This is a genomic window from Ligilactobacillus faecis (assembly GCF_029889745.1).
In the GTDB taxonomy this organism is placed as follows: Bacteria; Bacillota; Bacilli; order Lactobacillales; family Lactobacillaceae; genus Ligilactobacillus; species Ligilactobacillus faecis.
Map to the genome: position 1 here is coordinate 2,253,077 of NZ_CP123639.1, position 22,952 is coordinate 2,276,028.

Below are 22,952 nucleotides of genomic sequence, written 5' to 3' on the forward strand. Positions count from 1 at the left end.
TATCTTAGCTTCCTAACATTTAGCGCTATTTTTTATTATACAAAAACTTGAGCTAGTTATCTATGCTTACTTTTCAAGCACGACTACAAGCAAGCCATGGTCATATTTCAAACCTAGATGCTCACTTTTGCTAGTCACTATTCCTTGCCAAAAAGTGTGTTCTTTTCCCGTAGAGGCAACAGCAAGTTGTGCAGGATCAAGCACAGGCATTCCTAAATAGATCTCATACTCATTTTGATCGACCCCAGCATCTTTCAAAAGCTTAGGTGCGATCTCTTTTGGCATTAAAAATAAACTTTTAGTATCTGCAAAGCGTTCATTTTCTAACCGCTGATAACGTTTAGCTTGTTTTTCACTTAAATACTTCTTTGGCGCTTGCGACAAGGTCGTTATGACCCTTGTCGCAACTTGCTCAGCGGCTTCACTTTCAATAAAGATCCCTTGTTTTCGTTCAAAAGATAAAAGTTCAAAAGTACTTTGTTCTAAAGCTATTTGTTCATCTTCCCATGTTATCATCCCACTATAACGAACAGGTAATGGAGTTTTTGAGCGAACTTTATATGTTTGACTTCGTAAAAGTTCATTTTTATCTAAATACTGGATCGCCTTGATCTTACCAGCTTCAAAATAGCAGATCGCATAACTACCATTCTTAAAAGCAAGTAGCGGTCTTTTGACTAGATCAGCTTCTGTCAAACTGAGCTGAACTGGTTGCTCATTTAAAGTTAATCTAAAATCAGTTGATAGAGCAACTAATTTTAATAATTGAGGCATTGACATCCCAACATGGAGCTTGGCTGTTTGCTCAAAAGCACCAAATTGATAAAGTGAGCAGATCCGATCATCATAATTATTGACACCAACTAAAAGCAAACTATCATTATCGGGCTGATACTGATACCATGTAATATTTTCAACGCTTCTAAAACTCTGACTTGGTTCGCCAAATCGTGCTTTAAAAGAAGAGTTCGGTGCACCGATATAGCGCACCAAACCCTTTGTTGGCAATTTATCTATTTTAGGTGAAGTCGCTTTGCGATCTGTTTTGGGTGCCGTTTGAAGATCGACTTGTTCTTTAGGTCGATCAAAAAGTGCTACCCCGTAGCATATACTCAACGTTAGCACAAAAATAAGCACAAAACGTCCTAAAAATCGCTTACTTACCATTATTTTTCTTTGACTGGTTCTAATTCAAGAAGCAAGTCTTGACTCGCTAAAACATCGCCATCTTTGACATAAATATGCGTGACTTTACCATCAAATGGTGCTTTGATCGTTGTTTCCATCTTCATCGCTTCGGTAACGATCAAAGGCTCACCTTTTTTAACGACTTGATCTTTACTTACTAATACATTCAAGACCGAGCCACTAAGCGTTGCGCCAATATGATTTGGATTAGTTGGTTCTGCTTTCGGGATCGCATTGACTTTAGCTTCTTTGCTCTTGTCATGGATCACGATCTGCAAGTTCTGTCCGTTGACTGAGAAGAATAGACTTCGGTTACCATCTTCATCAGCTTCCGAGATCGAATCTAAGCGGATGATCGAAGAACGTCCTGGTCTAAATTTAACGCGGATCGTCTCTCCTGGACGCATCCCTTGATAGAATGTCGTTGTGTCCAAAACGTTCATCGAACCAAAACGTTTAGTATTTTCTTCATAACCTAAGAAAACATCTGGATATAAAATATAACTCAAAACTTCTTCTTGGGTCGGCTTGCGTTTGATCTTCTCTGTCAACTCAAGTTCCTTTTTCTCAAAGTCAACTGGTTTCGCTAAACTACCTGGTCGAACAGTGATCGCCTTTTTGTCTTTTAAGACGACTTTTTGTAATTCTGTTGGAAAACCACCATATGGCTGACCTAGATCTCCTGCAAAGAAATCCACGACTGATTCTGGAAAATCAAGAGTTTTTCCACGCTCCAAAATATTTTCTTTTGTTAATTCATTTTGGATCATGAAGATCGCAAAATCCCCAACGACTTTAGAACTTGGAGTTACTTTGATGATATCGCCCAATAACTCATTGACGATCCGATAAGTCTTTTTCACTAGTTCAAAATCGTCGATCCCCAATGCTTTAGCTTGTTGTTGTAAATTAGAATACTGTCCACCTGGCATCCCAGTTTGATAAATATCTGTTTGCGGTGAAGTCATCCCATTCATAAAGTCTTGATAGAATGGTTTGACTCCTTGCCAATAACGGTTGACCTTTTCAGCATTTTCTATATTTACTTTTGGCTGCCGTGGATCTTCTTCAAGTGCATAGTAAAAACTTCCTAAACTTGGTTGACTCGTTGTTCCTGAAAGTGAGCTCATCGCTACATCGACGATATCAACTCCCGCTTTAGTAGCGGCGACATAAGTCGAGACGCCATTTCCAGTCGTATCATGCGTATGCAAATGGATCGGAACGGCGACCTTTTCTTTCAACGCTCCTACTAACTCATAAGCAGCTTTTGGTTTCAAAAGGCCTGCCATGTCTTTGATACCGATCATTTGTGCCCCAGCATCAACGAGCTGTTTTGCTAATTTTTCATAATATGCCAAAGTATATTTTGTTTCATCTTTAGCCAAAATATCCCCAGTGTAACACATCGTTCCTTCCGCGATCTTACCAGTTTCTCGGACATACTGGATACTTTTTTCCATTTGTTCGATCCAGTTCAAACTATCAAAGATCCGAAAAACATCGATCCCGTTAGTAGCACTTTTCTCAATAAAGGCTTTCAAAACATTATCAGGATAATTTTGATAACCAACAGCGTTTGACCCTCGCAGTAACATTTGCAATAACGTATGTGGCATCTTTTCACGCATATAACGTAATCTTTCCCATGGATCCTCATTCAAGAAACGATAAGCCACATCAAAAGTCGCTCCGCCCCAAACTTCGGCTGAAAAGAGATCAGGTAAAGCTTTATCGTAAACTTCGATCACAGGTGCCATATCTTTTGTCCGCATACGCGTTGCAAATAAACTCTGGTGCGCATCACGCATAGAAGTATCTGTCAATAAAACTTCTTTTTGATCTTTGACCCATTTCATCGTTGCCTCAACACCAAGGTCATCGAAAACTTGTTTAGCGTTGATCGTTTCAGTTGGTGTAAATGTATCTGTTAATTTGATATCTGGCACAAACACTTTTTTATGCTGTTTAACCCCTGGGAAACCATTGACTGTTACATCTCCGATATATTTCAAAAGTTGGTTAGTCGTTTTTGGTTTACGCTCAAAAGCAAAAAGTTCTGGTGTCTTATCGATAAAAGTCGTATTGGCTTGCCCAGCATCAAACAGCGGATGGTTGATAACATTCCGCATAAAATCAATATTCGTTTTTACGCCTCGGATCTTGAATTCTCGTAAGACCCGATCCATCTTAGCAACAGCTTCACTAAAACTTCGAGCTTGAACACAAGTTTTAACTAATAATGAATCATAAAATGGAGTCACTACTGCTCCAGCATAAGCGTTCCCACCATCTAGACGCACACCAAAGCCACCAGGAGAACGATATGTCTCGATCTTTCCTGTATCAGGCATGAAGTTGTTTTCAGGATCTTCAGTCGTGATCCGACATTGGATCGCACATCCATGATAAGTCAACTCATCTTGTTTCGGTAATTTTAAGTCTTTAAAAAGATCTTTGCCAGCCGCGATCAAGAGCTGAGATTGAACGATATCGATCTCAGTGATCATTTCTGTTACTGTATGTTCGACTTGGACACGTGGATTGACTTCAATAAAATAAAAATCATCGTCTGTCACTAAGAATTCAACGGTCCCTGCATTTTGGTAATTGACACTTTTGGCTAATCTAACTGCTGCATCGCAGATCTCTTTTCGACGTGCATCATCTAACGTAATACTTGGGGCAAATTCGATCACCTTTTGATGACGTCTTTGAACAGAACAATCTCTTTCAAATAAATGCAAGATATTTCCATGTTGGTCGCCTAAGATCTGAACTTCGATATGTTTAGGTCCTTGCAAATATTTTTCAACATAGAGTTCATCATCCCCAAAAGATTGCATCGCTTCACTGCGAGCTCGGTTATAAGCTTCTTCGAGCTCATCAGCACTATAAACGATCCGCATTCCACGACCACCACCACCTAAAGCAGCCTTGACCATGATCGGATACCCGTATTTATCAGCAAAATCACGCACTTCTGTGATCGAACGAACTGGGTCTTCTGTCCCAGGGATCGTTTTTAAGCCAGCTGCGTGGGCAACTTCTTTTGCTTCGATCTTATCACCAAACATTTGTAACTGTTCAACTGTCGGTCCAATAAAGGTAATATCAGCATCAGCACATTTTTGGGCAAACACTTCATTTTCAGATAAAAAGCCATAGCCTGGATGGATCGCATCAGCTCCAGTTTTCTTAGCGATCCGAATGATATCATCCATATCAAGATAAGCTTCGATCGGTTTTTTACCCGCACCAACAAGATAAGATTCATCGGCCCGAAAACGATGAACACCATATTCATCTTCTTTAGCATAGATCGCAACTGTTTCTAAATTCAGTTCGTGACAAGCACGAATGATCCGGATCGCGATCTCGCCCCGATTAGCGACTAAGATTTTTTTCATTAAAAGCACCACTTTCTCATAATAGTATCGTTAGACTTGATGTTTAAAATGCATAAATAATTAAACTAAAGCTCTCTCTACTTACCAAAGATCTCGATCTCAGTCCCCCGCTTTTGCCGGGCAGAAATATTCATGACCATCCCTAAAGCAATCGCTAAGACGATCATACTCGAGCCCCCGTAGGAGATAAAAGGTAGAGTAACGCCGGTCAAAGGCATCAGACCGATCGCCCCCCCAACATTAAAGAAGGTCTCGACAGCAAAAAAAGTTCCGATCCCATAACAAAAATACATTGCATATGTACTTTTAGCACGGATCCCGATCAAAAAGATCCGCAAGATCATCCAAGCTAATAAACATAAAACGACTGTTACGCCGATAACGCCCAATTCTTCTGAAATGATCGATAAAATAAAGTCCGTATATGGTTCTGGAAGATACCCTCTTTTTTGGATACTTTCACCGATCCCTCTACCAAAGAGTCCTCCATTGCTAACTGCATAAAAAGAGTTGACAAGCTGTTTACCAGATGAATTTTCGTATTTGAACGGATCAAACACAGCAGTGAAACGCCGAATGATATAGCCGATCCTCGAGTTGTTCAGAAAAGTTGTAAACTGCATAAAATAAGCAACGATCCCGGCAAAAGTAACTCCACCGATGATCAAAGTGACATTAAAACGGTAATTATAATTGGCGTAGGCTAAAAACATTACTAAGACGATCATGAAATTGATCCCCAGACCGCCAAAGTCTGGCGCACTTCCGATCATCCCAAGCATTGCCAATACGGCAAATGAGATGACCATTTCCGGAACAAACAAATTGAGCCTCTCAAGGAAGTTTAGATCTTTTATTGCCCATTTACGGCGCAAGATGTGTCCACCTTTTTCCGTATAGATCGTAAAAACTTTGGCTAAAAGTAAGACTAAGTATAGTTTACAGATCTCAGAAGGTTGGATACTGATGACTTTTAAGTTGATCCAACCGTTAGCACCGTTGACCGCATCTGTAAAAAACTTAGCTACGACTAACAAGCCCATTAAAATAAACCAACCACCGACCAAAACGTACAAACTCCACCAATGCTTAGGTCTACTATGAGCCATAGTCAAAACTAAGCCCGTCCCTAAAAGAGCATAGATCAACTGGCGAATGAAATACTTCATCGTATTGCCAGTCACGTAAGATAAATTGATCGAACTCGCAGAATAAACCATTACGACCCCGATGAGCGCTAATAGGATAAAGGGGATAAAAAGCCCATAATCGAAGTATTTCAATTGATTTTGTAACTTTTTAATCATCAGCAACGCCAGCCTCTCTTACTGTTTTAGCCTGGATCGCTCCTAATTTTTCCTCTAACGCTCTGATCAAAGCATTTCCTTCATTTTTAGATAATAAGCCTGCGCGCTCTAAAAATTTGACTTCACATGAAAAACCATAGATCCTTGTATCAGCCACTTCCTCAAATGCCGGACAAGCAGTTCGACAAAGGAGATTTCTTTGTTTGCCTAAAAGCTGACAGATCTCAGTCGCATCTTTTTCCAAAATACTTAGAGCATTTTGCTTTGAAATAACTTTTTCCATCAATAGCCACCTACTGCTATATGACACATGATCAAAAAGACTATCGCTCCTTATTTGAACTTATGAGCTACCGGCAACATCAGCTAACGGGTCACGCCTTAGCTGAGCATGGTAGCCTAAGGACTAGTCTTCCCATTATTTAAAGCCCTTTTAGGGTTTAAATAGACGTATCTGCACCGCTACATCTAGATGCTATGCCAGATACCCCGATAGCAGTTGGTTCCTCCTCTCGTACTTTCGCAATTATAACATAAATCTAGTGCAACAATCTCTTTTCAAGCGTTACGAACTAGCACACTTCTGAAAGTGCCTAGCTAAATTATCTCATATTAGTTAAAAAACTCAAAGCGCCTAAAAAAGAGTCAGCGACATTTTTTGAACATCAACTGACTCTTTTCTAATTATTTTGTTGCTTTAGCTGCTTTTTTAGCTGCTTTTTCACGGGCATTTGTCTCTAAAATACGTTTACGTAAACGAATGTTATCTGGTGTGATCTCAAGCAGTTCATCTTCATTCAAGAATTCAAGTGACTCTTCAAGTGTCAAGTGAGTTGGCTTTTTGATCGTTGCAGTTTGATCTTTGTTGGAAGAACGAACGTTAGTCATGTTCTTACCTTTTGTAACATTGACTGAGATATCACGTTCACGTGAAGATTGTCCAACGATCATACCTTCGTAAACTTCTGTTCCTGGATCAACAAAGATCGTCCCACGACCTTCGACCCCCATGATCGCATATGTTGTTGCTTTACCTTGATTGATCGAAACTAAAGCACCATTACGACGACCTGGTTCCCAGTTACGGATCACTGGCTTATATTCAGCAAATGTATGGTTCAAGATCCCATAACCACGTGTCATTGAAAGGAATTGTGAATCGTAACCGATCAAACCACGAGTTGGCGTTGAAAAGACTAAACGAGTTTGTCCATTCAATCCAGTTTCCATATTCAACATTTCACCTTTACGTTGTGCCATCGAATCGATCACAGAACCAGAATATTCATCTGGAGTATCTATGATCACATTTTCAAATGGCTCACATAATTGACCGTCGATCTCACGATAAATAACTTTTGGACGAGAAACAGCCAATTCAAAACCTTCACGCCGTAAGTTTTCGATCAAGATCGATAAGTGTAACTCACCACGTCCTGAAACAGTCCAAGCATCAGGAGAATCTGTATCTTCAACTTTCAAAGAAACATCTGTGTGCAATTGAAGTTTCAAACGATCTTCCAATTTACGCGCCGTGACTTGGTCACCATCACGTCCCACAAAAGGTGAATCATTTGTCATAAATGTCATTTGTAATGTTGGTGGATCGATCCGAAGCAATGGTAAAGCTTCTGGTTTATCTGCTGGACAAACTGTTTCGCCAACAAAGATATCATCCATCCCTGAAACTGCGATCAGATCACCCGCTTTAGCCTCATCGATCTCCAAGCGATTCAAACCAAAGAAACCAAAGAGTTTTGTTACACGGAAGTTCTTTTGAGTCCCATCAAGTTTCATAACTGTAACTTGATCGCCAACTTTGATCTTGCCACGGAAAACACGTCCGATCCCAACACGACCGACAAAATCGTTATAATCTAACATCGATACTTGGAATTGGAGTGGTTCATCTGAATTGTCAACTGGAGCTGGGATCGTGTCTAAGATCGTATTAAAGATCGGATCCATCGTATGTTCTTGTTTAGCTGGATCTGGATCAAAAGAAGATGTTCCGTTCATCGCCGAAGCATAGATGACTGGGAATTCTAATTGATCTTCATCTGCCCCAAGTTCGATAAAGAGGTCTAACACTTCATCTACGACTTCTTCTGGTCGAGCACCTGGACGGTCGATCTTGTTGATGATCACGATCGGTGTTAAATGTTGTTCTAAAGCTTTTTTCAACACAAAACGTGTTTGTGGCATCGTTCCTTCAAAAGCATCAACGATCAATAAAACACCATCGACCATTTTCATGATACGCTCAACTTCACCACCAAAATCGGCATGTCCTGGTGTATCTAAAATGTTGATCTGTTTACCATTATATTTAACGGCCGTATTCTTTGAAAGGATCGTGATCCCGCGTTCCTTTTCAATATCGTTTGAATCCATCGCACGATCGCCGATCTCCGTATGTTCATCAAGTGTATCTGATTGTTTTAATAATTCGTTAACTAACGTTGTTTTACCATGGTCGACATGGGCGATAATAGCAACGTTGCGAATATCATCACGTGTTTTCAAAGTTCTTTCTTCCTTTCAAGAATCTGTTGCTTGAGAAATGCTCGACTTGACTTAAAGTGTGCTCAGTTTCAGCCTATATTTTCATGAAAAAAATATAGGCATTTTCACTGAGTGCCATAAAAAAACTGTGACTTAGTCGCCACAGTTCCAAACATTCGGTCGATCCAACTGTTTGAGAATATCTTTTTCAGCATTTTTCGTCGCTACTAATACATCGTTTGATGATAACATATCAAACGGGCGTCCGTCAATCGTTTCCACGACTAAACCTTGAACATGCGCCAAGATCTTTCCAGCTGCATAATCCCACGGATGTAAATGTGACAGATACCCCAGTGTCTTACCAGTCAAAACATGGATGAAGCCAAGCCCCGCACTACCATAGACACGGATCCCCAAACTTGCTTTGACAGCTTTTTTTACATGACAATAATCTTCTACGAGCATCCGACCGCTGATATCTAGCAGACCTTCACTCAAGGGGAGATCTTTTGGCGGAGCAAGTTTCTCATCATTACAGTAAACACCGCATTCTGGTCCGCCCCAATAAAGTTTATTAGCAGTGACATCTAAAATATAACCTAATTTTTCATGCCCATTTTCATAAACAGCTAACATACTTGCAAAGTGATCTCTTTGTTTGACATAGTTCATCGTTCCGTCAACTGGATCGATGACCCAGACTAGACCTGGATAAGTTGTTAAACCGTTGTCTTTATCGCCCTCTTCGCCTAAGATCTTTGAATCAGGAAAAGTTGTTTTGATCTGCTTTACAAAGTAAGCTTCGATCTCTTGATCAACGTTTGTCACTAAGTCGGTCCGGTCACTTTTTTGTTTGATCTCAAGTGGCTTTTGATCACTTGTCCGCAATTTTTGTTGGACAACAGTGAACCACTCAGTGATCGCTTCATTTAATTTTGTCCATTCTGTCATCTCAAATCAGACCTTTTAACTATATTTAATGTATTTCTTATTGCTTTCTTTAACATATTTTATCGCTTGATATAGGCTTAGACCACTTGCCCGTTTAAAGTCACGATCGAGTTGCTTTTGTGCCATGATCGCAGGTTCCATTTTCAAGAAACGCTCATATTTTGCTAAAAATTCATCGCGAGCGATCCCAGAAGTATAAACTTTTTCAACTGCTTCATAAAATTCACTAGCGATAATGATCTCTGCCGTTGACCATTCTGGCATCAATGGATATTCAAAATTTTCTGTTATCTTCATTACTGTATCCCCTAATTTTTTCGTAATCGTTCTAATTCCTCAACGACTTTTTGTTTAGTTGCTAAATATGTTTGTTTTTCTTCTTCTGATAAATTCAATTTAGCCATATGTTTGATCCCTTGCTTGGCGATCACAACTGGTTCACTAAGCGCGATCTTTTGCGTCGCAAATTCCACTTCGTGTGTCAGTGGTACTAAGATCGGGTGGTTGAAAAATAATGCTTTGATAACGCGTCGCAAACACCGAGTCGTCATCATCGTGTGCATCAAGCGTTCTTTTTCTTGATACGTCTTTTCGATCTCATCTAAGTTAGCTTGCCCAAATAAGCTCTTATCTTGTGCAACTAAGCTCAAAATGAGGTTACCTGCGATCTGAGCACGACTCCAAGTGATCAAAGAATCGCTTGTCGTTCCAATGACGTTTGCATAGATCGGATCACTCCCAAGATCTAATTGTCGTCCAAGTAGCAACGCCACTACTTCAGATAACGGCATCGTACCCAAACCAAAAACATCACTTGCAGGCAGACCAGAAAAACGTAACGCTGAATAGACCCACAAATGATCATCAGGAGTCACAAAACAGATCTTGCCTTTAAATCCATTTGCCATCGCTTGATTGATGATCAATTGCGTCCACTTTCTTTGGGTATTTTTTTCATTTTCTTTAACAAATTCGATCGGTGCAGGTCCGATCAATAAAAGCTCTAATTTATCCCATTTTGGATGCATCGTTGCTTCTAAAGTAAAATTATCAGCTAACTCTGCGTTGGCCAATAATGTCTGCATCTGTTCTGAAATGTGATCAGAAATTTGAAATAAATATCCATGTAGTTGATCGTCGTGTAAAATACAGGAGTTTAAAAACAAGGTCAATTCATCACTTATACCACACACCATCAAATTATTCTCCACTATGATCCCTCCGTTATCGTTGACCGAGCTTAACAAAGAACATAAGTATAACTTTTTAGCGCCAAAAATGCAAACATATTTTCGAAGACCATTAGATCATAGGCTTATTATAGCATAAACTTGTTCTACGTCCGTTTACTTTTTCCGCATTAAAAATCGCTAAATTCTTTTTCGTCCAAAACTATAAAAATGTGCTAAGATGGAGAAGAAAGTACAAATGAAGGGATGATAATATTGCTTACGATGCATGATATTATCCGCGAAGATCATCCAACTTTGCGGGCACGAGCAGAAAAATTCGAATTTCCATTGACTGCAGAAGAAAAAGAAACAGCACAAAAGATGATGGAATTTCTTGAAAATAGTCAAGATGAAAAGATCGCTGAAAAATATAATCTCCGCGCTGGCGTTGGTTTAGCGGCTCCACAGATCAACGTTTCTAAACGAATGACTGCCGTCCTTGTTCCAGGTGAAGAAGGTGCCGAACCGATCTTTAAAGAGATCTTGATCAACCCAACGATCTTGAGCGAATCAGTTCAAATGGCTGCACTCTCTGAAGGCGAAGGCTGCCTTTCCGTTGACCGTGATGTGCCTGGTTATGTACCTCGTCACGCTCGCATCAAACTTCGCTGGTACGATCTCGATGGGAATGAACATATCAAACGTTTACGCGATTACCCTGCGATCGTTGTGCAACATGAGATCGATCACTTGAATGGTATCCTTTTCTTCGATCATATCAATGAAAAAGAACCTTTTGCTACGACTGAAGGAATGATCTTACTTTAGTCAAAGATAGATCCACTAAAATCTTCTAAAAGAAGACTTTAGTGGATCTATCTTTATTTTCCATCTAATTGACTGACATCGCGAATGTAACTTGCAGTCGCACGATTGATCACATAAGCAAGATCTATGTGTAACGTTTTTTCTTTTAACCACAGATCAGAGATCACAAAAACTTGTTCACTGTACTCTGAGGTCAAGTGCTCTTCTTTGGCAAAGAGCTTTAGCTGGAGCGTTAATGCTTGCCGAAGAGCATTTAGATCCAAGTTATCTGGTCGTTGTAAGTATCCTTGGTATTCAAAAGCTAAAACTCCTTTTCCCCAAATATCTGCGATCGGTCTAGGCGAACTGAGCTCCAACGGTTGCTTTAAAACTAAAGGCAAACACTTTTTTACGGCTTTCTCTGTTAGCTTTTGACTATCAGCTTGTAAGATCGTCAAAGCTTTTTTTTGACGCCAAATATGACCAAACATGAGCGCTCCTCCGATCAAAATAGCGCCAATCAAGATATATACTATCTCCAAAATCTCACCTACTTAAAGTTCAACTACTCTTAATTATGGCACAGACTTTAAATTTTTCCAAAAACAAACATTTTAAGCGCCATCTAGACGCGTTCCAAGCTCTCTTTATATACTTAACTTCCAAACTATGGTAAAATAGACTTAATTATTGTGCAAACAATCCTTGTTCGGAAGTTTATTTTTTGCTGAAATGTACTTTCAAGTGCAAATTATTAAAAATCTATATTTAAGGAGGATCATTAATGATCTTTAAAGTTTATTATCAACCATCTAAAAAAATCAATCCTCGACGTGAAAACACGTTATCACTATATTTAGAAGCAGACTCAGAACCAGAAGCAAGAATCTTAGTTGAATCAAATACAGAATACAATGTAGAATTTATCGAAAAACTTGATGACGCAGCTTTAGCTTATGAAAAAGAGAGTCCAGCTTTTAAATTGACGGAGTTCTAAAAAATGAAGAAGCTAAACGTCAAAAATAACGAGACTGCCGTTTTTGCACTCGGTGGTCTAGGTGAGATTGGGAAAAATACTTATGGTATCCAATTTCAAGACGAGATCATCGTTGTTGACGCTGGAATCAAATTCCCCGAAGATGATCTCCTTGGTATTGATTACGTCATTCCTGACTATCAATACTTAGTTGCAAATCAGCAAAAAATCAAAGCTTTAGTAATTACCCACGGACATGAAGATCATATCGGCGGGATCCCTTACCTCTTAAAACAAGTCAATGTACCGATCTATGCTGGACCTTTAGCTTTGGCATTGATCAAAAGCAAACTTGAAGAGCATGGGCTTTTGAACTCGACTGAGTTACATGAGATCAACGAAGATACCGTCTTACGTTTTCGCAAGACAAGCGTTTCTTTCTTTCGTACGACGCACTCGATCCCTGATACTTTAGGGGTCGCTGTTAAAACTCCTTCAGGTACGATCGTATGTACTGGTGATTATAAATTCGACTTGACTCCGATCACCAATCAGCCCCCTAACCTCCAAAAGATGGCTCGGCTAGGTGAGGAAGGCGTTTTATGTCTACTCTCTGATAGCACGAATGCTGAAGTTCCAAACTTCACTAAATCAGAACGTTGGGTCGGTAAATCGATCAAGCGGATCTTTGAACAAGTCGAAGGACGGATCATCTTTGCAACTTTTGCTTCCAACATCTCTCGTGTTCAACAAGCAGCAGCAGCAGCAATCGCTAAAGGTCGCAAGATCGCTGTCTTTGGGCGAAGCATGGAAGCAGCGATCGTCAACGGGCGAGAACTTGGTTATCTTGACATTCCTGACGATTCACTCGTTGATGCTCGTGAGATCAATAGCCTACCGGCAAATAAAGTAATGATCTTATGTACGGGGTCTCAAGGAGAACCGATGGCTGCTTTGAGTCGGATCGCTAACGGAACTCACCGTCAAGTTGCGATCCAACCTGGAGATACAGTTGTCTTTTCAAGTTCACCGATCCCTGGTAATACTTTAAGTGTCAATAAAGTCATCAATGAACTTGAAGAAGCTGGAGCAACAGTGATCCACGGTAAAGTCAATAATATTCACGCCTCTGGCCACGGTGGTCAAGAAGAACAAAAACTGATGTTGCGTTTACTCAAGCCCAAGTTCTTCATGCCAGTCCACGGTGAATATCGCATGCTAAAGATCCATACTGAATTAGCTGAAAAATGCGATGTACCTGTTGAAAATTCTTTTATCTTAGAAAATGGCGATGTCTTAGCTTTGACTAAAGATTCGGCTCGTTATGCCGGTCATTTCAATGCCGAAGATGTTTATGTCGATGGTTCTGGGATCGGAGATATCGGTAATGTCGTCTTACGTGATCGTCGCATTTTATCTGAAGAAGGACTAGTCGTTGTCGTTGCCACGATCGATATGCAAAGACGTGAGATCTTAGCAGGTCCTGACTTACTTTCACGCGGTTTCATCTATATGCGCGAATCAGGCGAACTGATCAAACAAGGACGACGTCGTGTCTACCGAACGATCAAACAAACGTTGAAAAATGAAAAGGTGACTGAAGCGATGCTACGGGAAAATATCATTGCTGAACTCCAAACATTCTTGTTCGAGCAGACCGAACGGCATCCGATGATCTTACCAATGTTTGTCACAGTTTAAGATTTATCTTTTAAGGAAAACAAGCTAAATAAGTTTGTTTTCCTTTTTTAATGCGTACGTTATCTTGTCGCTCACCTAAATATTAGCTATAATTATTTAGTAGCGCCTTTTTTGCGCTGAGACTATCTTTAAAGAAAGGAATTATATGCTAAAGCTCTAGGACCTCTGGCATATTTGGATAGCAGATTGAGATCTTTCTTTATTATTATCAATCCACAAGCAAACGATGCAAAAGCTACAAAAGTCTGGGAAAAAGTACGTCCAATTTTAGATTCACGTCAGATCGATTACGCTTTTCGTTTGACTGATCATCCTGGCCATGCAACGCAACATGTTCGCTTATTTTTCAATAAACTAACAACTACTGAAGCTAAAAAATATATTACCCTTGTGATCGGTGGCGATGGAACTTTAAATGAAGTTTTGAATGCTTTGAAAAAAGAAGTTTCACCTGAGATCCCCCTGGCTTTTCTCCCTGCTGGCAAAAATAATAACTTTGCTAAAGGGATCGGATTAGCTGAGGACCCATTGATCGCATTAGAACAGATCTTAGCTACGACTGATCCAGTTTACTACGATATCGGTGAATACCAAGAAACGACCCATAGTGAACAAGGGTATTTTTTGAATGATTTTGGGATCGGGCTTGATGCTTATATGCTCAGTCTAAATAAAAGTCAAACTAAATATCCGCGTCTAAGAAAAATTTTGACAAAGCTCCATTTGCACTTTCTTGTTTATCTCTTAAATGTCGTAACCGCCTTTTTAAATCAAGAAGCTTTTGCTCTTACTTTACGCATCGGTGAGAAGTACCACTTTTTTAAACATGCACGCTTAGTCAATATCGCTAATCATCCTTATTTTGAAAAAGGAGTCGTGCTCTCACCTAAAGCTGACGTTTCAGATCATAAACTTGATCTGATCATTGCAGATAATCTAGGCTTTTTTAGGTCTGTGCTCCTTGGTTTGGCGATCTATTTCAAAAAACAACTCAAGCTCCCTTACCTTCACCACTATAAAGATCAACAGATCCATTTGATCATCAATTCACTTGAATTTGGTCAGATCGATGGTGAAGATATGGGGAGTAAATATTACAACATTTTCTTCAGTTCAACGCAATATCCTTTTTGGATCAAGTTAAATTAAAAGGATCCGCCTGAAAAAACAGGTGGATCCTTTTAATTTAGAAAATCATACGGCGAGAACTCGTTCATTCCGATCATCGGATCGATCTGCTCTACTAGTTCAGCAGTTAAAATAAACTTAGGCGTCTTAGGGCGCGTTTTTTTATCCATAGAGTTTGAAGTGACCTCGAATAATTCTTGCAGTCGGTTTTTCAAAGTCGTTTTACGGTTCAAAGCCACGGTTTGGATACAATCGGCAAAAGCTTTCGGTTCGCCTAATAAGATCAACTTATCTTTAGCACGAGTCAAAGCAGTGTATAAAAGATTACGCGCAAACATCCGTGAATACTGTCTTACAAACGGTAAGATCACGATCGGAAACTCACTGCCTTGTGATTTATGGATCGACATACAATAGGCTAATGTCAAATTACGTAGATCTTTCCGAGCAAATTCAACTTCTTGTTCATCAAACGCTACGACCAATTTATCCTTTGCTTGACCAGTCTTACTTTTTTCGATCCCGACAACTTTTCCGATATCACCATTGAAAATATTATTTTCAGGGTCATTAACTAAATGTAAGACTCGATCATTGATCCGAAAAATAGTCTCCCCACTTACGATCTCTTTAGTATTCGCTTTTTTAGGGTTGAGCAAGTCTTGTAATAATAAATTGAGTTGATCGATCCCCGCCTCGCCCCGATACATTGGAGCGAGGAGCTGGATATCATCTTTTTTATTTTGCTTTTTTAAAGCCGCCAAAACGACTTTTTGGACAACATCTTTGACTTGGTGAGCTTGACACGAAATAAACGAGCGATCACTTGTTTTTTGCAACAGATCTTTTGAAACTTCGCCGTTTTTGACTTCATGAGCCAACGAAATGATCGTTGAACCATCACCTTGACGGTAGATCTTTTCCAGTTCTTTTTTGGGTAAAGCCTCACTTGCTAACATATCTGAAAAAACTTGCCCTGGGCCAACCGAAGGTAATTGATTTTTATCCCCTACAAAAATAACTTGCATTTGATCAGGAATGCTTTGCAATAAAAGATGTAATAGCGTCGTATCGACCATTGAAGTCTCATCAACGATCAAAAGCGCACCTTCGAGTTCTTTAGCTTCTTCACTTGATTGCTCTTCACGTCCGTTCAAGCCTAATAAGCGATGGATCGTTGAGGCGTAAAGCCCTGTCGCTTCACTCATCTTTTTAGCTGCCCGCCCAGTTGGTGCAGCTAGCAAGATCGGTACTTGCCGTTGCTCTGAAAGATCAAGCTCATGGATCTCAGCAAAAAGTTGAACGATCCCATTGATGATCGTCGTTTTACCTGTTCCTGGTCCACCAGTCAACAAAAAGACAGGCGAAACGACAGCTTGTAAGATCGCTTCTTTTTGAGACTTACCGTAAGTTATTCCTTCTTCAGCTTCGATCTGAGCTAAAGCTTTTTTTAACTCTGCTTCAGTCACTGCTTTTAGTTTAGGTCGTTCCATCAACCGCTGGAGCTCTTTAGCACTTTCGTACTCAGCATAGTAATAACGCTTTAAGTAGATCCGTCCATCTTCTGAGATCACTTGGCCTGCTTCACCGAGCTGTAAGAGCTGATCGGCAATAAGTTCAGGTTCGATCTTTTCAGAACGACTATGCTCTAATAATTCAAGAGTTCTTTGTAAAAGTTCTTTACCATTTGTATACGTATTCCCCTCTTGCAAGCTCAATTGTAAGATACTTTCAAAAAGAGCACCTTTCAAACGAACAGGATCAGTTGCACCAAAGCCTAATTCATGTGCGATCTGATCTGCACGAACAAAGCCGATCCCTTCGATCTCATACGCTAAACGATAAGGATCTTGATGTAAAATGTCGAGCGTTTTTTCATGATATTTTTCAAAGATCTTTGCAGCCATGTTATCTGAAAAGCCTAAGCTACCTAGTCCGATCAAAGTCTGTTCTGTTCCGTTATCTTCTTTTAAACCGACAAGTAAACTTTCTTTTTGTTTAGCTGTCAGATCTAACTCCTCGGCTTTAGTTGGATCTTTCAACAAGATCTCGATCGCATTCTCACCTAGTTGCGTAACGATCTTTTGGGCTGTCTTTTCGCCGATCCCAGAAAAATGATCACTCGCTAAATAGGCAACGACACCTTTTTTCGACGCTAAAACAGCTGGTTTATAACTTAAAACTTGGAATTGCTGCCCATATTTTGGATGAGTCACGATCTTTCCTTTGAAATAATAGCTGTTTCCTTCAACTAACTCAGGGAAATTACCTGTGATCGTTACTTCTGCGCCTAATTCAAGATCGGTCTGTTCGATCGAAACAACGGCAACTTTATAAAAGCTAGCAGGAGCCTCAAAAAAGATGCTTTGCACCATTCCTGTCAAATGACCTTGTTTTTCATCTTCATCAAATAATGCTAATTCTTCTTGTTGCATCTTCTACCTCGCTTCCTGCTTTAATACACTATTGTTTTTTCTTATTTTGGAGCAATTTTTCAATATCGCCTAAACGCGTCTGTAAACGTTCGTATAATTTAGGATCAGCTTGTTTAGCTCTTTCAAAGTAAACTTTAGGATCTGCGCCTAAAACAACAGCTAGTACGCCCAACTGAAAATTAACATTAGCATCACCAGCTTTAAAACTCAAGGCTTGTTCATACATCTGTCTAGCCTTTTCAAAACTCCCCACGGCTAGCAAACAATCACCTAAAAGTCGTTTTGTCTCAAAAGAAGCCTTTGATTCGTCAGCTGTTAATGCAAACGCTAAAGCTTTTTGGTGTTCACCTTTGGCATAATAAGTTTGGGCTAGCATTAGATAAGCTTCAGCCTTTAATTTATCATCTTTGACTAAACTAAATTCTTTAAGCGCTTCGTCATATAAAGCACTTGCATAATAAACATTTCCTAAACCATAGTGGAGCAATCCTAATTTTTGTGGTTGCTCTTTCAAGGCATTCAAAGCTCGCTTGAAAAGCTCTTCTGCTTGCTCGAAGCTCTTTTTTTCTGTCAAAGCAACTCCTAAAGCATAGTAACTCTCTTCATCATAAGGATCAGCATCGATCTTTTTGATCAGCTTTTGAATGATCGCATCCAATTTAGCTGCTTCTTTTTGCCGTTTTTCCATTTTACATTTGACTCTTTTCTTTTAAAATTAAACAACGTCAGTCGGATCAAGGTCTTTTTTTAGATAATCCGTTTTATTCCACGCTAAGCACTTAAAATTTTCACCATCTTTTGTCTCTAAGATCGTCGTACTTGTATTAGCAAGACCACCTTGATCACGTAATTTAGCTAATGGTACTCCCAATAAATGCCGGATCTCAGCACAAAGCGCTGCCCCATGGCTAACGATCAAAACATTTTCTTTTGGATAGCGAGCACAGATCGCTTTGATCTTTGGCGTCATCCGCGCAAACAATTCTGGAAAGGATTCACCGGCGATCGCACTTGGATCGTAACGCTCAGGATGATAGCGAAAAGCATCGAGTTCAGCTGGATATTTCTCAGCAACTTCCGTAAATTTCATCCCTTCCATCTTTCCAAGATCAAATTCTTGTAAAGCTACATCAGCTTCAAGTTTTACGGGACGGTCCAGTTGTTTGATCAATTCTTTAGCGGTCGTCTTTGCTCGCTTGATCGGACTACAATAAACTTTTGCAAAAGCAATTGGGGCTAAATATTTTGCTAGTAGTTCGATCTCATGGTAACTTTCTGGTAATAATGGTGAATCACCTTTAGCCCCTTGATAACGCCCTTCCAAGTTCCATTCAGTCTTACCATGACGTACAAAATATAGTCTTGTCAAATTTCGCGTAGCTATATAAATGTAGGATCATATAGTTCAATATGATCAGAAAGAACTATAGTTTCCCTTTCCTTTCTTTTATCTACACTGGTCGTCTATTTATCCACCCCACATTTTTTCTTTCTAGTGAATAAGTAATGACTAGCGACCTCTTAACTAGAAATAATCAACTATTATTATATAATTTGCATTTAGATCAAGCAAGGAGCACAAAAAAGACTACCTGAAAGACTAAGCTTTCAGGTAGTCTCAGGATCTTACGTGTTAAAGATCATACGTATTGTAATTTGCGTCCATTTTGATAAGCATGGTCGATCGTTCCACTTCCAAGGCACTCGGCACCATCGTAGAAAACAACTTCTTGACCAGGCGTGATCGCTCTAACTGGATCATCAAAGATCACTTCAACTTTAGTGCGGTCATCGTTGAAACGAACTGTGACACCAGAATCTTTTTGGCGGTAACGGAACTTAGCGGTACAATGAAATTCAGAACCACGGTCTTCGATCGGAGCAACAAAACTCAATTCACTAGCTTCTAAGCTCGTTGCGTAAAGATGCTCATTATGGTATCCTTGTCCAACTAAAAGTGTATTGGTAGCTAGATCCTTGCCGACAACAAACCAAGGTTCGTTACTCTTAGCATCGCCTCCGATCCCCAGTCCGCGACGTTGACCGATCGTATAATTCATCAAGCCAAAATGTTCACCTTTGACTTCGCCGTCAACAGTCATCATCTTACCAGGTTTAGCAGGTAAAAATTCACTTAAGAATTTACTGAAATCACGTTCACCGATAAAACAAACACCAGTTGAATCTTTCTTTTTAGCCGTTGCTAGACCAGCTTCTTCAGCGATCTTTCTGACCTCTTGTTTGTTCATCCCACCGATCGGAAACATAGCTTTTTGCAAATTCTTTTGGGTCAACTGACTCAAGAAATAAGTTTGATCTTTGTTTTCATCGACACCACGCATCAAATGAACAGTTCCATCTGGATCGCGTTTAAGTTGTGCATAGTGCCCCATTGCGATATAATCTGCATCTAATTGCATAGCATAATCTAAAAAAGCTTTGAATTTGACTTCTTTATTACACATCACATCTGGGTTAGGTGTCCGTCCTTTCTTATATTCATCTAAGAAATAAGTAAAGACACCGTCCCAATACTCTTTTTCAAAGTTGACTGAATAATAAGGAATCCCGATCTGATCTGCTACTTTAGCGACATCAGCATAGTCTTCGGTAGCCGTACAGACCCCACTATCGTTCTTGTCATCCCAGTTTTTCATAAAAACCCCGACAACATCATAGCCTTGTTGTTTGAGCAAATAAGCGACGACCGAAGAGTCGACACCGCCACTCATACCCACAACGACTCTGATCTTGCTCTTATCTTCCATTGAAGATCACCATCATTTCATTTAGATTCTGAATCTTTACGATTTGAAGGTCGTTTTATTCAGTAGCTCCCATTATAACGAGTATTTTAACTTTTGACAAGAGACTCTTACTTACTTTTTTATATTAAATTATTGTACCTTTTCTAAGATCTGGCGTGAAATAAGATCTTCTAAAATATAGTTCAATTGTTCAACATTAGCTGTTGCATCCTTACCGTTGAAGATATTGACTTCTTTTAGACCGTTAGCTGTTGTTGTCACTAATTTAAATGACTTTAGATCAGCCGAAACGACAACTTTTAATTTAAAACCCTTAAAAGGAGAGGCTGGATCTAAAGAGCGTTCCAATTGAAATTTTCCCCCCTTTGTTTCAATAAAACCTGTATCACGTAAAGCATATTTTTTTACATTATCAGATAAACGATAAGTCGTTTGATCACCTAAGATCTTTGCTGTTTTTTGATAAGCCATTTTGATCACCTCAGTTAAATTTATTTTTTAAGTCGCTGGCAGAGCTCGGCTAATTTATCAGCTACTGTTTCGATCTCTGCTAACGTATTATAACGTCCAAAACTAAACCGTAATGTTTCACTGATCCGCGGATCATCTGCACCATACATCGCTTGCAAAACGTGGGAAGGTTCTAAAGAACCGGCAGTACAGGCTGAACCAGCAGCCGCTGCGATCCCTGCTAGATCAAGATTGGTCAATAAAGCATCGCTGGCACACCCTTTGAACCACAAACTGATGACTTGAGGCAGTTCATCTGCACCATGTTTGCCATTGACCTCAAAATCAACGCCTTTTTGACGTAAACGCGTGATCAGATGAGTTTTGAAACTTTGATATCTTTCTTGGAGAAGCTCGCGCTCATTTTGTTCTAATTCGACCGCTTTAGCAAAACCAGCGATCCCTGCAATGTTTTCTGTTCCTGCCCGACGTTTTAATTCTTGCTCGCCTCCTAAGATCAAAGGCTCTAGCTCTAGACCTGCTCTTTCATATAAAAAGCCGACCATTTTAGGTCCGTTGAGCTTATGCGCTGTTGTTGACAAAAGATCGATCTGATCGCGTTTGACATCGATCTCAGTGATCCCGTAAGCTTGGACTGCATCTGTATGGAACCACGCATTACTTTGAGCTACGATCTCACCGATCTCGTGGATCGGCATATGACTTCCGACCTCATTATTACCAGTCATGATCGAAACTAAGATCGTATCTGGTCGTAAAGCTTGTTTAAGTTCGTCAAGTGAGATCAAACCATTTTGATCCACATCAAGATAAGTCACTTCATAGCCATTTTTCTCTAAGTATTCCATCGGTTTTAAAACTGCTTCGTGTTCGATCTTAGTCGTGATCAAATGGCGGCCTTCATTTTTACGTTTTTTAGCTGTCATGAGGATCGCCGTATTATCACTTTCAGTTCCACCACTAGTGAAGATGATCTCATTTGCTTGTGCAGCATTGATCGAATCTGCGATCACTTGGCGACTTGCTTGTAAAACTTGGCGTGCTTTACGTCCAAATGAATTTGTCGCCGAAGCATTGCCAAAAACATCGCGCATCGTTTGACTCATTACTTCGATAACTTCGGGTGCCATGGGCGTTGTTCCTGCGTTATCAACATATATCTTTTCCACTCTTATCCTACTTTCTTACCATAATTAAGCTTGAGCCCAATTCAAGATCATTTGAGCTGAGCGCTTACCTGCTTCGATGATAAACTCATCAAATGTTTGTCCAGCCTCTTCGTCACCAACATCAGACATAGCCCGAACGATCACAAAAGGTACTTTGAATTGATAGGCAACTTGAGCGATCGCCCCGCCTTCCATTTCGCAACAAAGTGCAGCTGGATAGATCTCCTTGATCGCTTGGATCTTTTCTTTAGAAGCAACGAATTGATCGCCCGTAACGATCAGACCTTCTTTCGTCGCCAATTTGGCTTTAGTAGCTGCTTTTGTCAGTTCCGCTAATAAAGCTTGATCGGCTGGATAGATCTGTGGCTGTTGTGGTAGTTGTCCTGGCTTATATCCAAAAGCAGTTGCATCGGCATCATGATAAGCAGCGCCAGTCGAAAAAACAACATCCCCAACATGAAGCCCAGTACCGATCCCCCCAGCAGAACCAGAGTTGATCACAGCTGTGACCCCAAATTCAACGATCAAAAGAGCTGTGGTCACCCCAGCTTGGACTTTACCGATCCCAGAACGAACTAACACAACAGGTTTTTTAGCTAATTTTCCTTCATAAAAATCGATCCCACCGATCGTTTTTTCAGTTCGATCTTCAAGTTTAGCTAAAAGTTCTTTCAACTCTTCTTCCATTGCACAAATAATTCCATATTTCATCTGACGCTATTGTCCCTTCTACTTTAAAAATTTACAAAACGCATAAACAAGAAAACTAAAACCAGTAAAACACACAAGATCCCGATCGTAATATTCAACCGCTTTGCTAAACGCTTAGTTTTTTGTGCTTCAGTCTCGGCTTTTTGCCTTTTTTTAGCTTCCGTACGACTATGACCTTGTGCCTCAACATTCGCATTTTTACTTCGGCGCAAAGGACGTTCATTTGTCGTTTCGTTTTTTTCTTCCATCG

General features: G+C 40.0%; 21 protein-coding genes. 4 read left to right on the plus strand and 17 right to left on the minus strand.

Annotation, left to right across the window (positions count from 1 at the left end; genetic code table 11):
- Positions 1–66: 66 nt before the first annotated feature.
- The 8 genes from QFX10_RS10300 to QFX10_RS10335 form a co-directional block, all read right to left on the minus strand.
- Positions 67–1,137 (minus strand): CAP-associated domain-containing protein, encoded by a 1,071-nt coding sequence (locus tag QFX10_RS10300; protein ID WP_280606128.1) that lies wholly within the window; start codon positions 1,135–1,137, stop codon positions 67–69.
- Positions 1,138–1,166: 29 nt separating this feature from the next.
- Positions 1,167–4,598, minus strand: coding sequence for a pyruvate carboxylase (locus tag QFX10_RS10305; protein WP_280606129.1), 3,432 nt, complete (start codon positions 4,596–4,598; stop codon positions 1,167–1,169).
- 77 nt (positions 4,599–4,675) lie between these two features.
- On the minus strand, positions 4,676–5,905 hold the full coding sequence (locus tag QFX10_RS10310) for an FtsW/RodA/SpoVE family cell cycle protein (protein WP_280606130.1): 1,230 nt from the start codon (positions 5,903–5,905) through the stop codon (positions 4,676–4,678).
- Positions 5,898–6,188, minus strand: coding sequence for a DUF1507 family protein (locus QFX10_RS10315; protein WP_280606131.1), 291 nt, complete (start codon positions 6,186–6,188; stop codon positions 5,898–5,900). The genes QFX10_RS10310 and QFX10_RS10315 overlap by 8 nt, the downstream gene beginning before the upstream one ends.
- Before the next feature lie 401 nt (positions 6,189–6,589).
- Positions 6,590–8,431, minus strand: a complete 1,842-nt coding sequence (gene typA / locus QFX10_RS10320; RefSeq protein WP_280606132.1) for a translational GTPase TypA — start codon at positions 8,429–8,431, stop codon at positions 6,590–6,592.
- A 132-nt stretch (positions 8,432–8,563) separates the two neighbouring features.
- Positions 8,564–9,364, minus strand: coding sequence for an inositol monophosphatase family protein (locus QFX10_RS10325; RefSeq protein ID WP_280606133.1), 801 nt, complete (start codon positions 9,362–9,364; stop codon positions 8,564–8,566).
- 15 nt (positions 9,365–9,379) lie between these two features.
- Positions 9,380–9,661, minus strand: a complete 282-nt coding sequence (locus QFX10_RS10330) for a UPF0223 family protein (RefSeq protein WP_280606134.1) — start codon at positions 9,659–9,661, stop codon at positions 9,380–9,382.
- Positions 9,662–9,672: 11 nt separating this feature from the next.
- A complete protein-coding gene (locus QFX10_RS10335; protein WP_280606135.1) occupies positions 9,673–10,575 on the minus strand; it encodes a lactate dehydrogenase in 903 nt (300 codons plus the stop codon).
- 234 nt (positions 10,576–10,809) lie between these two features.
- On the opposite strand from QFX10_RS10335, the gene def reads away from it, so the two are divergent.
- Positions 10,810–11,364 (plus strand): peptide deformylase, encoded by a 555-nt coding sequence (gene def, locus QFX10_RS10340; protein ID WP_280606136.1) that lies wholly within the window; start codon positions 10,810–10,812, stop codon positions 11,362–11,364.
- 53 nt (positions 11,365–11,417) lie between these two features.
- On the opposite strand, the gene QFX10_RS10345 is transcribed toward def, so the two are convergent.
- Complete coding sequence (locus QFX10_RS10345; RefSeq protein ID WP_280606137.1) at positions 11,418–11,885, minus strand: hypothetical protein; 468 nt, start codon at positions 11,883–11,885, stop codon at positions 11,418–11,420.
- A gap of 242 nt (positions 11,886–12,127) precedes the next feature.
- Between QFX10_RS10345 and QFX10_RS10350 the strand changes: the two genes are divergently transcribed.
- The 3 genes from QFX10_RS10350 to QFX10_RS10360 all read left to right on the plus strand — a co-directional run bounded on the left by QFX10_RS10350 (position 12,128) and on the right by QFX10_RS10360 (position 15,169).
- A complete protein-coding gene (locus QFX10_RS10350) occupies positions 12,128–12,340 on the plus strand; it encodes a DNA-directed RNA polymerase subunit epsilon (RefSeq protein ID WP_280606138.1) in 213 nt (70 codons plus the stop codon).
- 3 nt (positions 12,341–12,343) lie between these two features.
- Positions 12,344–14,020, plus strand: coding sequence for a ribonuclease J1 (gene rnjA / locus QFX10_RS10355; protein WP_280606139.1), 1,677 nt, complete (start codon positions 12,344–12,346; stop codon positions 14,018–14,020).
- 174 nt (positions 14,021–14,194) lie between these two features.
- The gene (locus tag QFX10_RS10360) at positions 14,195–15,169 is read left to right on the plus strand and encodes a diacylglycerol/lipid kinase family protein (RefSeq protein ID WP_280606140.1); all 975 of its coding nucleotides are present in this window, start codon (positions 14,195–14,197) and stop codon (positions 15,167–15,169) included.
- 32 nt (positions 15,170–15,201) lie between these two features.
- On the opposite strand, the gene recD2 is transcribed toward QFX10_RS10360, so the two are convergent.
- The 8 genes from recD2 to QFX10_RS10400 form a co-directional block, all read right to left on the minus strand.
- A complete protein-coding gene (recD2, locus tag QFX10_RS10365) occupies positions 15,202–17,583 on the minus strand; it encodes an SF1B family DNA helicase RecD2 (RefSeq protein WP_280606141.1) in 2,382 nt (793 codons plus the stop codon).
- A 28-nt stretch (positions 17,584–17,611) separates the two neighbouring features.
- The gene (locus tag QFX10_RS10370) at positions 17,612–18,271 is read right to left on the minus strand and encodes a tetratricopeptide repeat protein (RefSeq protein WP_280606142.1); all 660 of its coding nucleotides are present in this window, start codon (positions 18,269–18,271) and stop codon (positions 17,612–17,614) included.
- 27 nt (positions 18,272–18,298) lie between these two features.
- Positions 18,299–18,952, minus strand: a complete 654-nt coding sequence (locus tag QFX10_RS10375) for a histidine phosphatase family protein (protein WP_280606143.1) — start codon at positions 18,950–18,952, stop codon at positions 18,299–18,301.
- Between the two features lie 271 nt (positions 18,953–19,223).
- Complete coding sequence (mnmA, locus tag QFX10_RS10380; protein WP_280606144.1) at positions 19,224–20,351, minus strand: tRNA 2-thiouridine(34) synthase MnmA; 1,128 nt, start codon at positions 20,349–20,351, stop codon at positions 19,224–19,226.
- Positions 20,352–20,480: 129 nt separating this feature from the next.
- Positions 20,481–20,822 carry a DUF1831 domain-containing protein gene (locus QFX10_RS10385; protein ID WP_280606145.1) on the minus strand — a complete coding sequence of 114 codons (342 nt, stop codon included), beginning with the start codon at positions 20,820–20,822 and terminating at the stop codon, positions 20,481–20,483.
- Positions 20,823–20,842: 20 nt separating this feature from the next.
- Positions 20,843–21,991, minus strand: coding sequence for a cysteine desulfurase family protein (locus QFX10_RS10390; protein WP_280606146.1), 1,149 nt, complete (start codon positions 21,989–21,991; stop codon positions 20,843–20,845).
- A 24-nt stretch (positions 21,992–22,015) separates the two neighbouring features.
- Positions 22,016–22,702 carry a 5'-methylthioadenosine/adenosylhomocysteine nucleosidase gene (locus QFX10_RS10395; protein ID WP_280606147.1) on the minus strand — a complete coding sequence of 229 codons (687 nt, stop codon included), beginning with the start codon at positions 22,700–22,702 and terminating at the stop codon, positions 22,016–22,018.
- A gap of 23 nt (positions 22,703–22,725) precedes the next feature.
- Positions 22,726–22,950 carry a hypothetical protein gene (locus tag QFX10_RS10400; protein WP_280606148.1) on the minus strand — a complete coding sequence of 75 codons (225 nt, stop codon included), beginning with the start codon at positions 22,948–22,950 and terminating at the stop codon, positions 22,726–22,728.
- Positions 22,951–22,952: the final 2 nt, after the last annotated feature.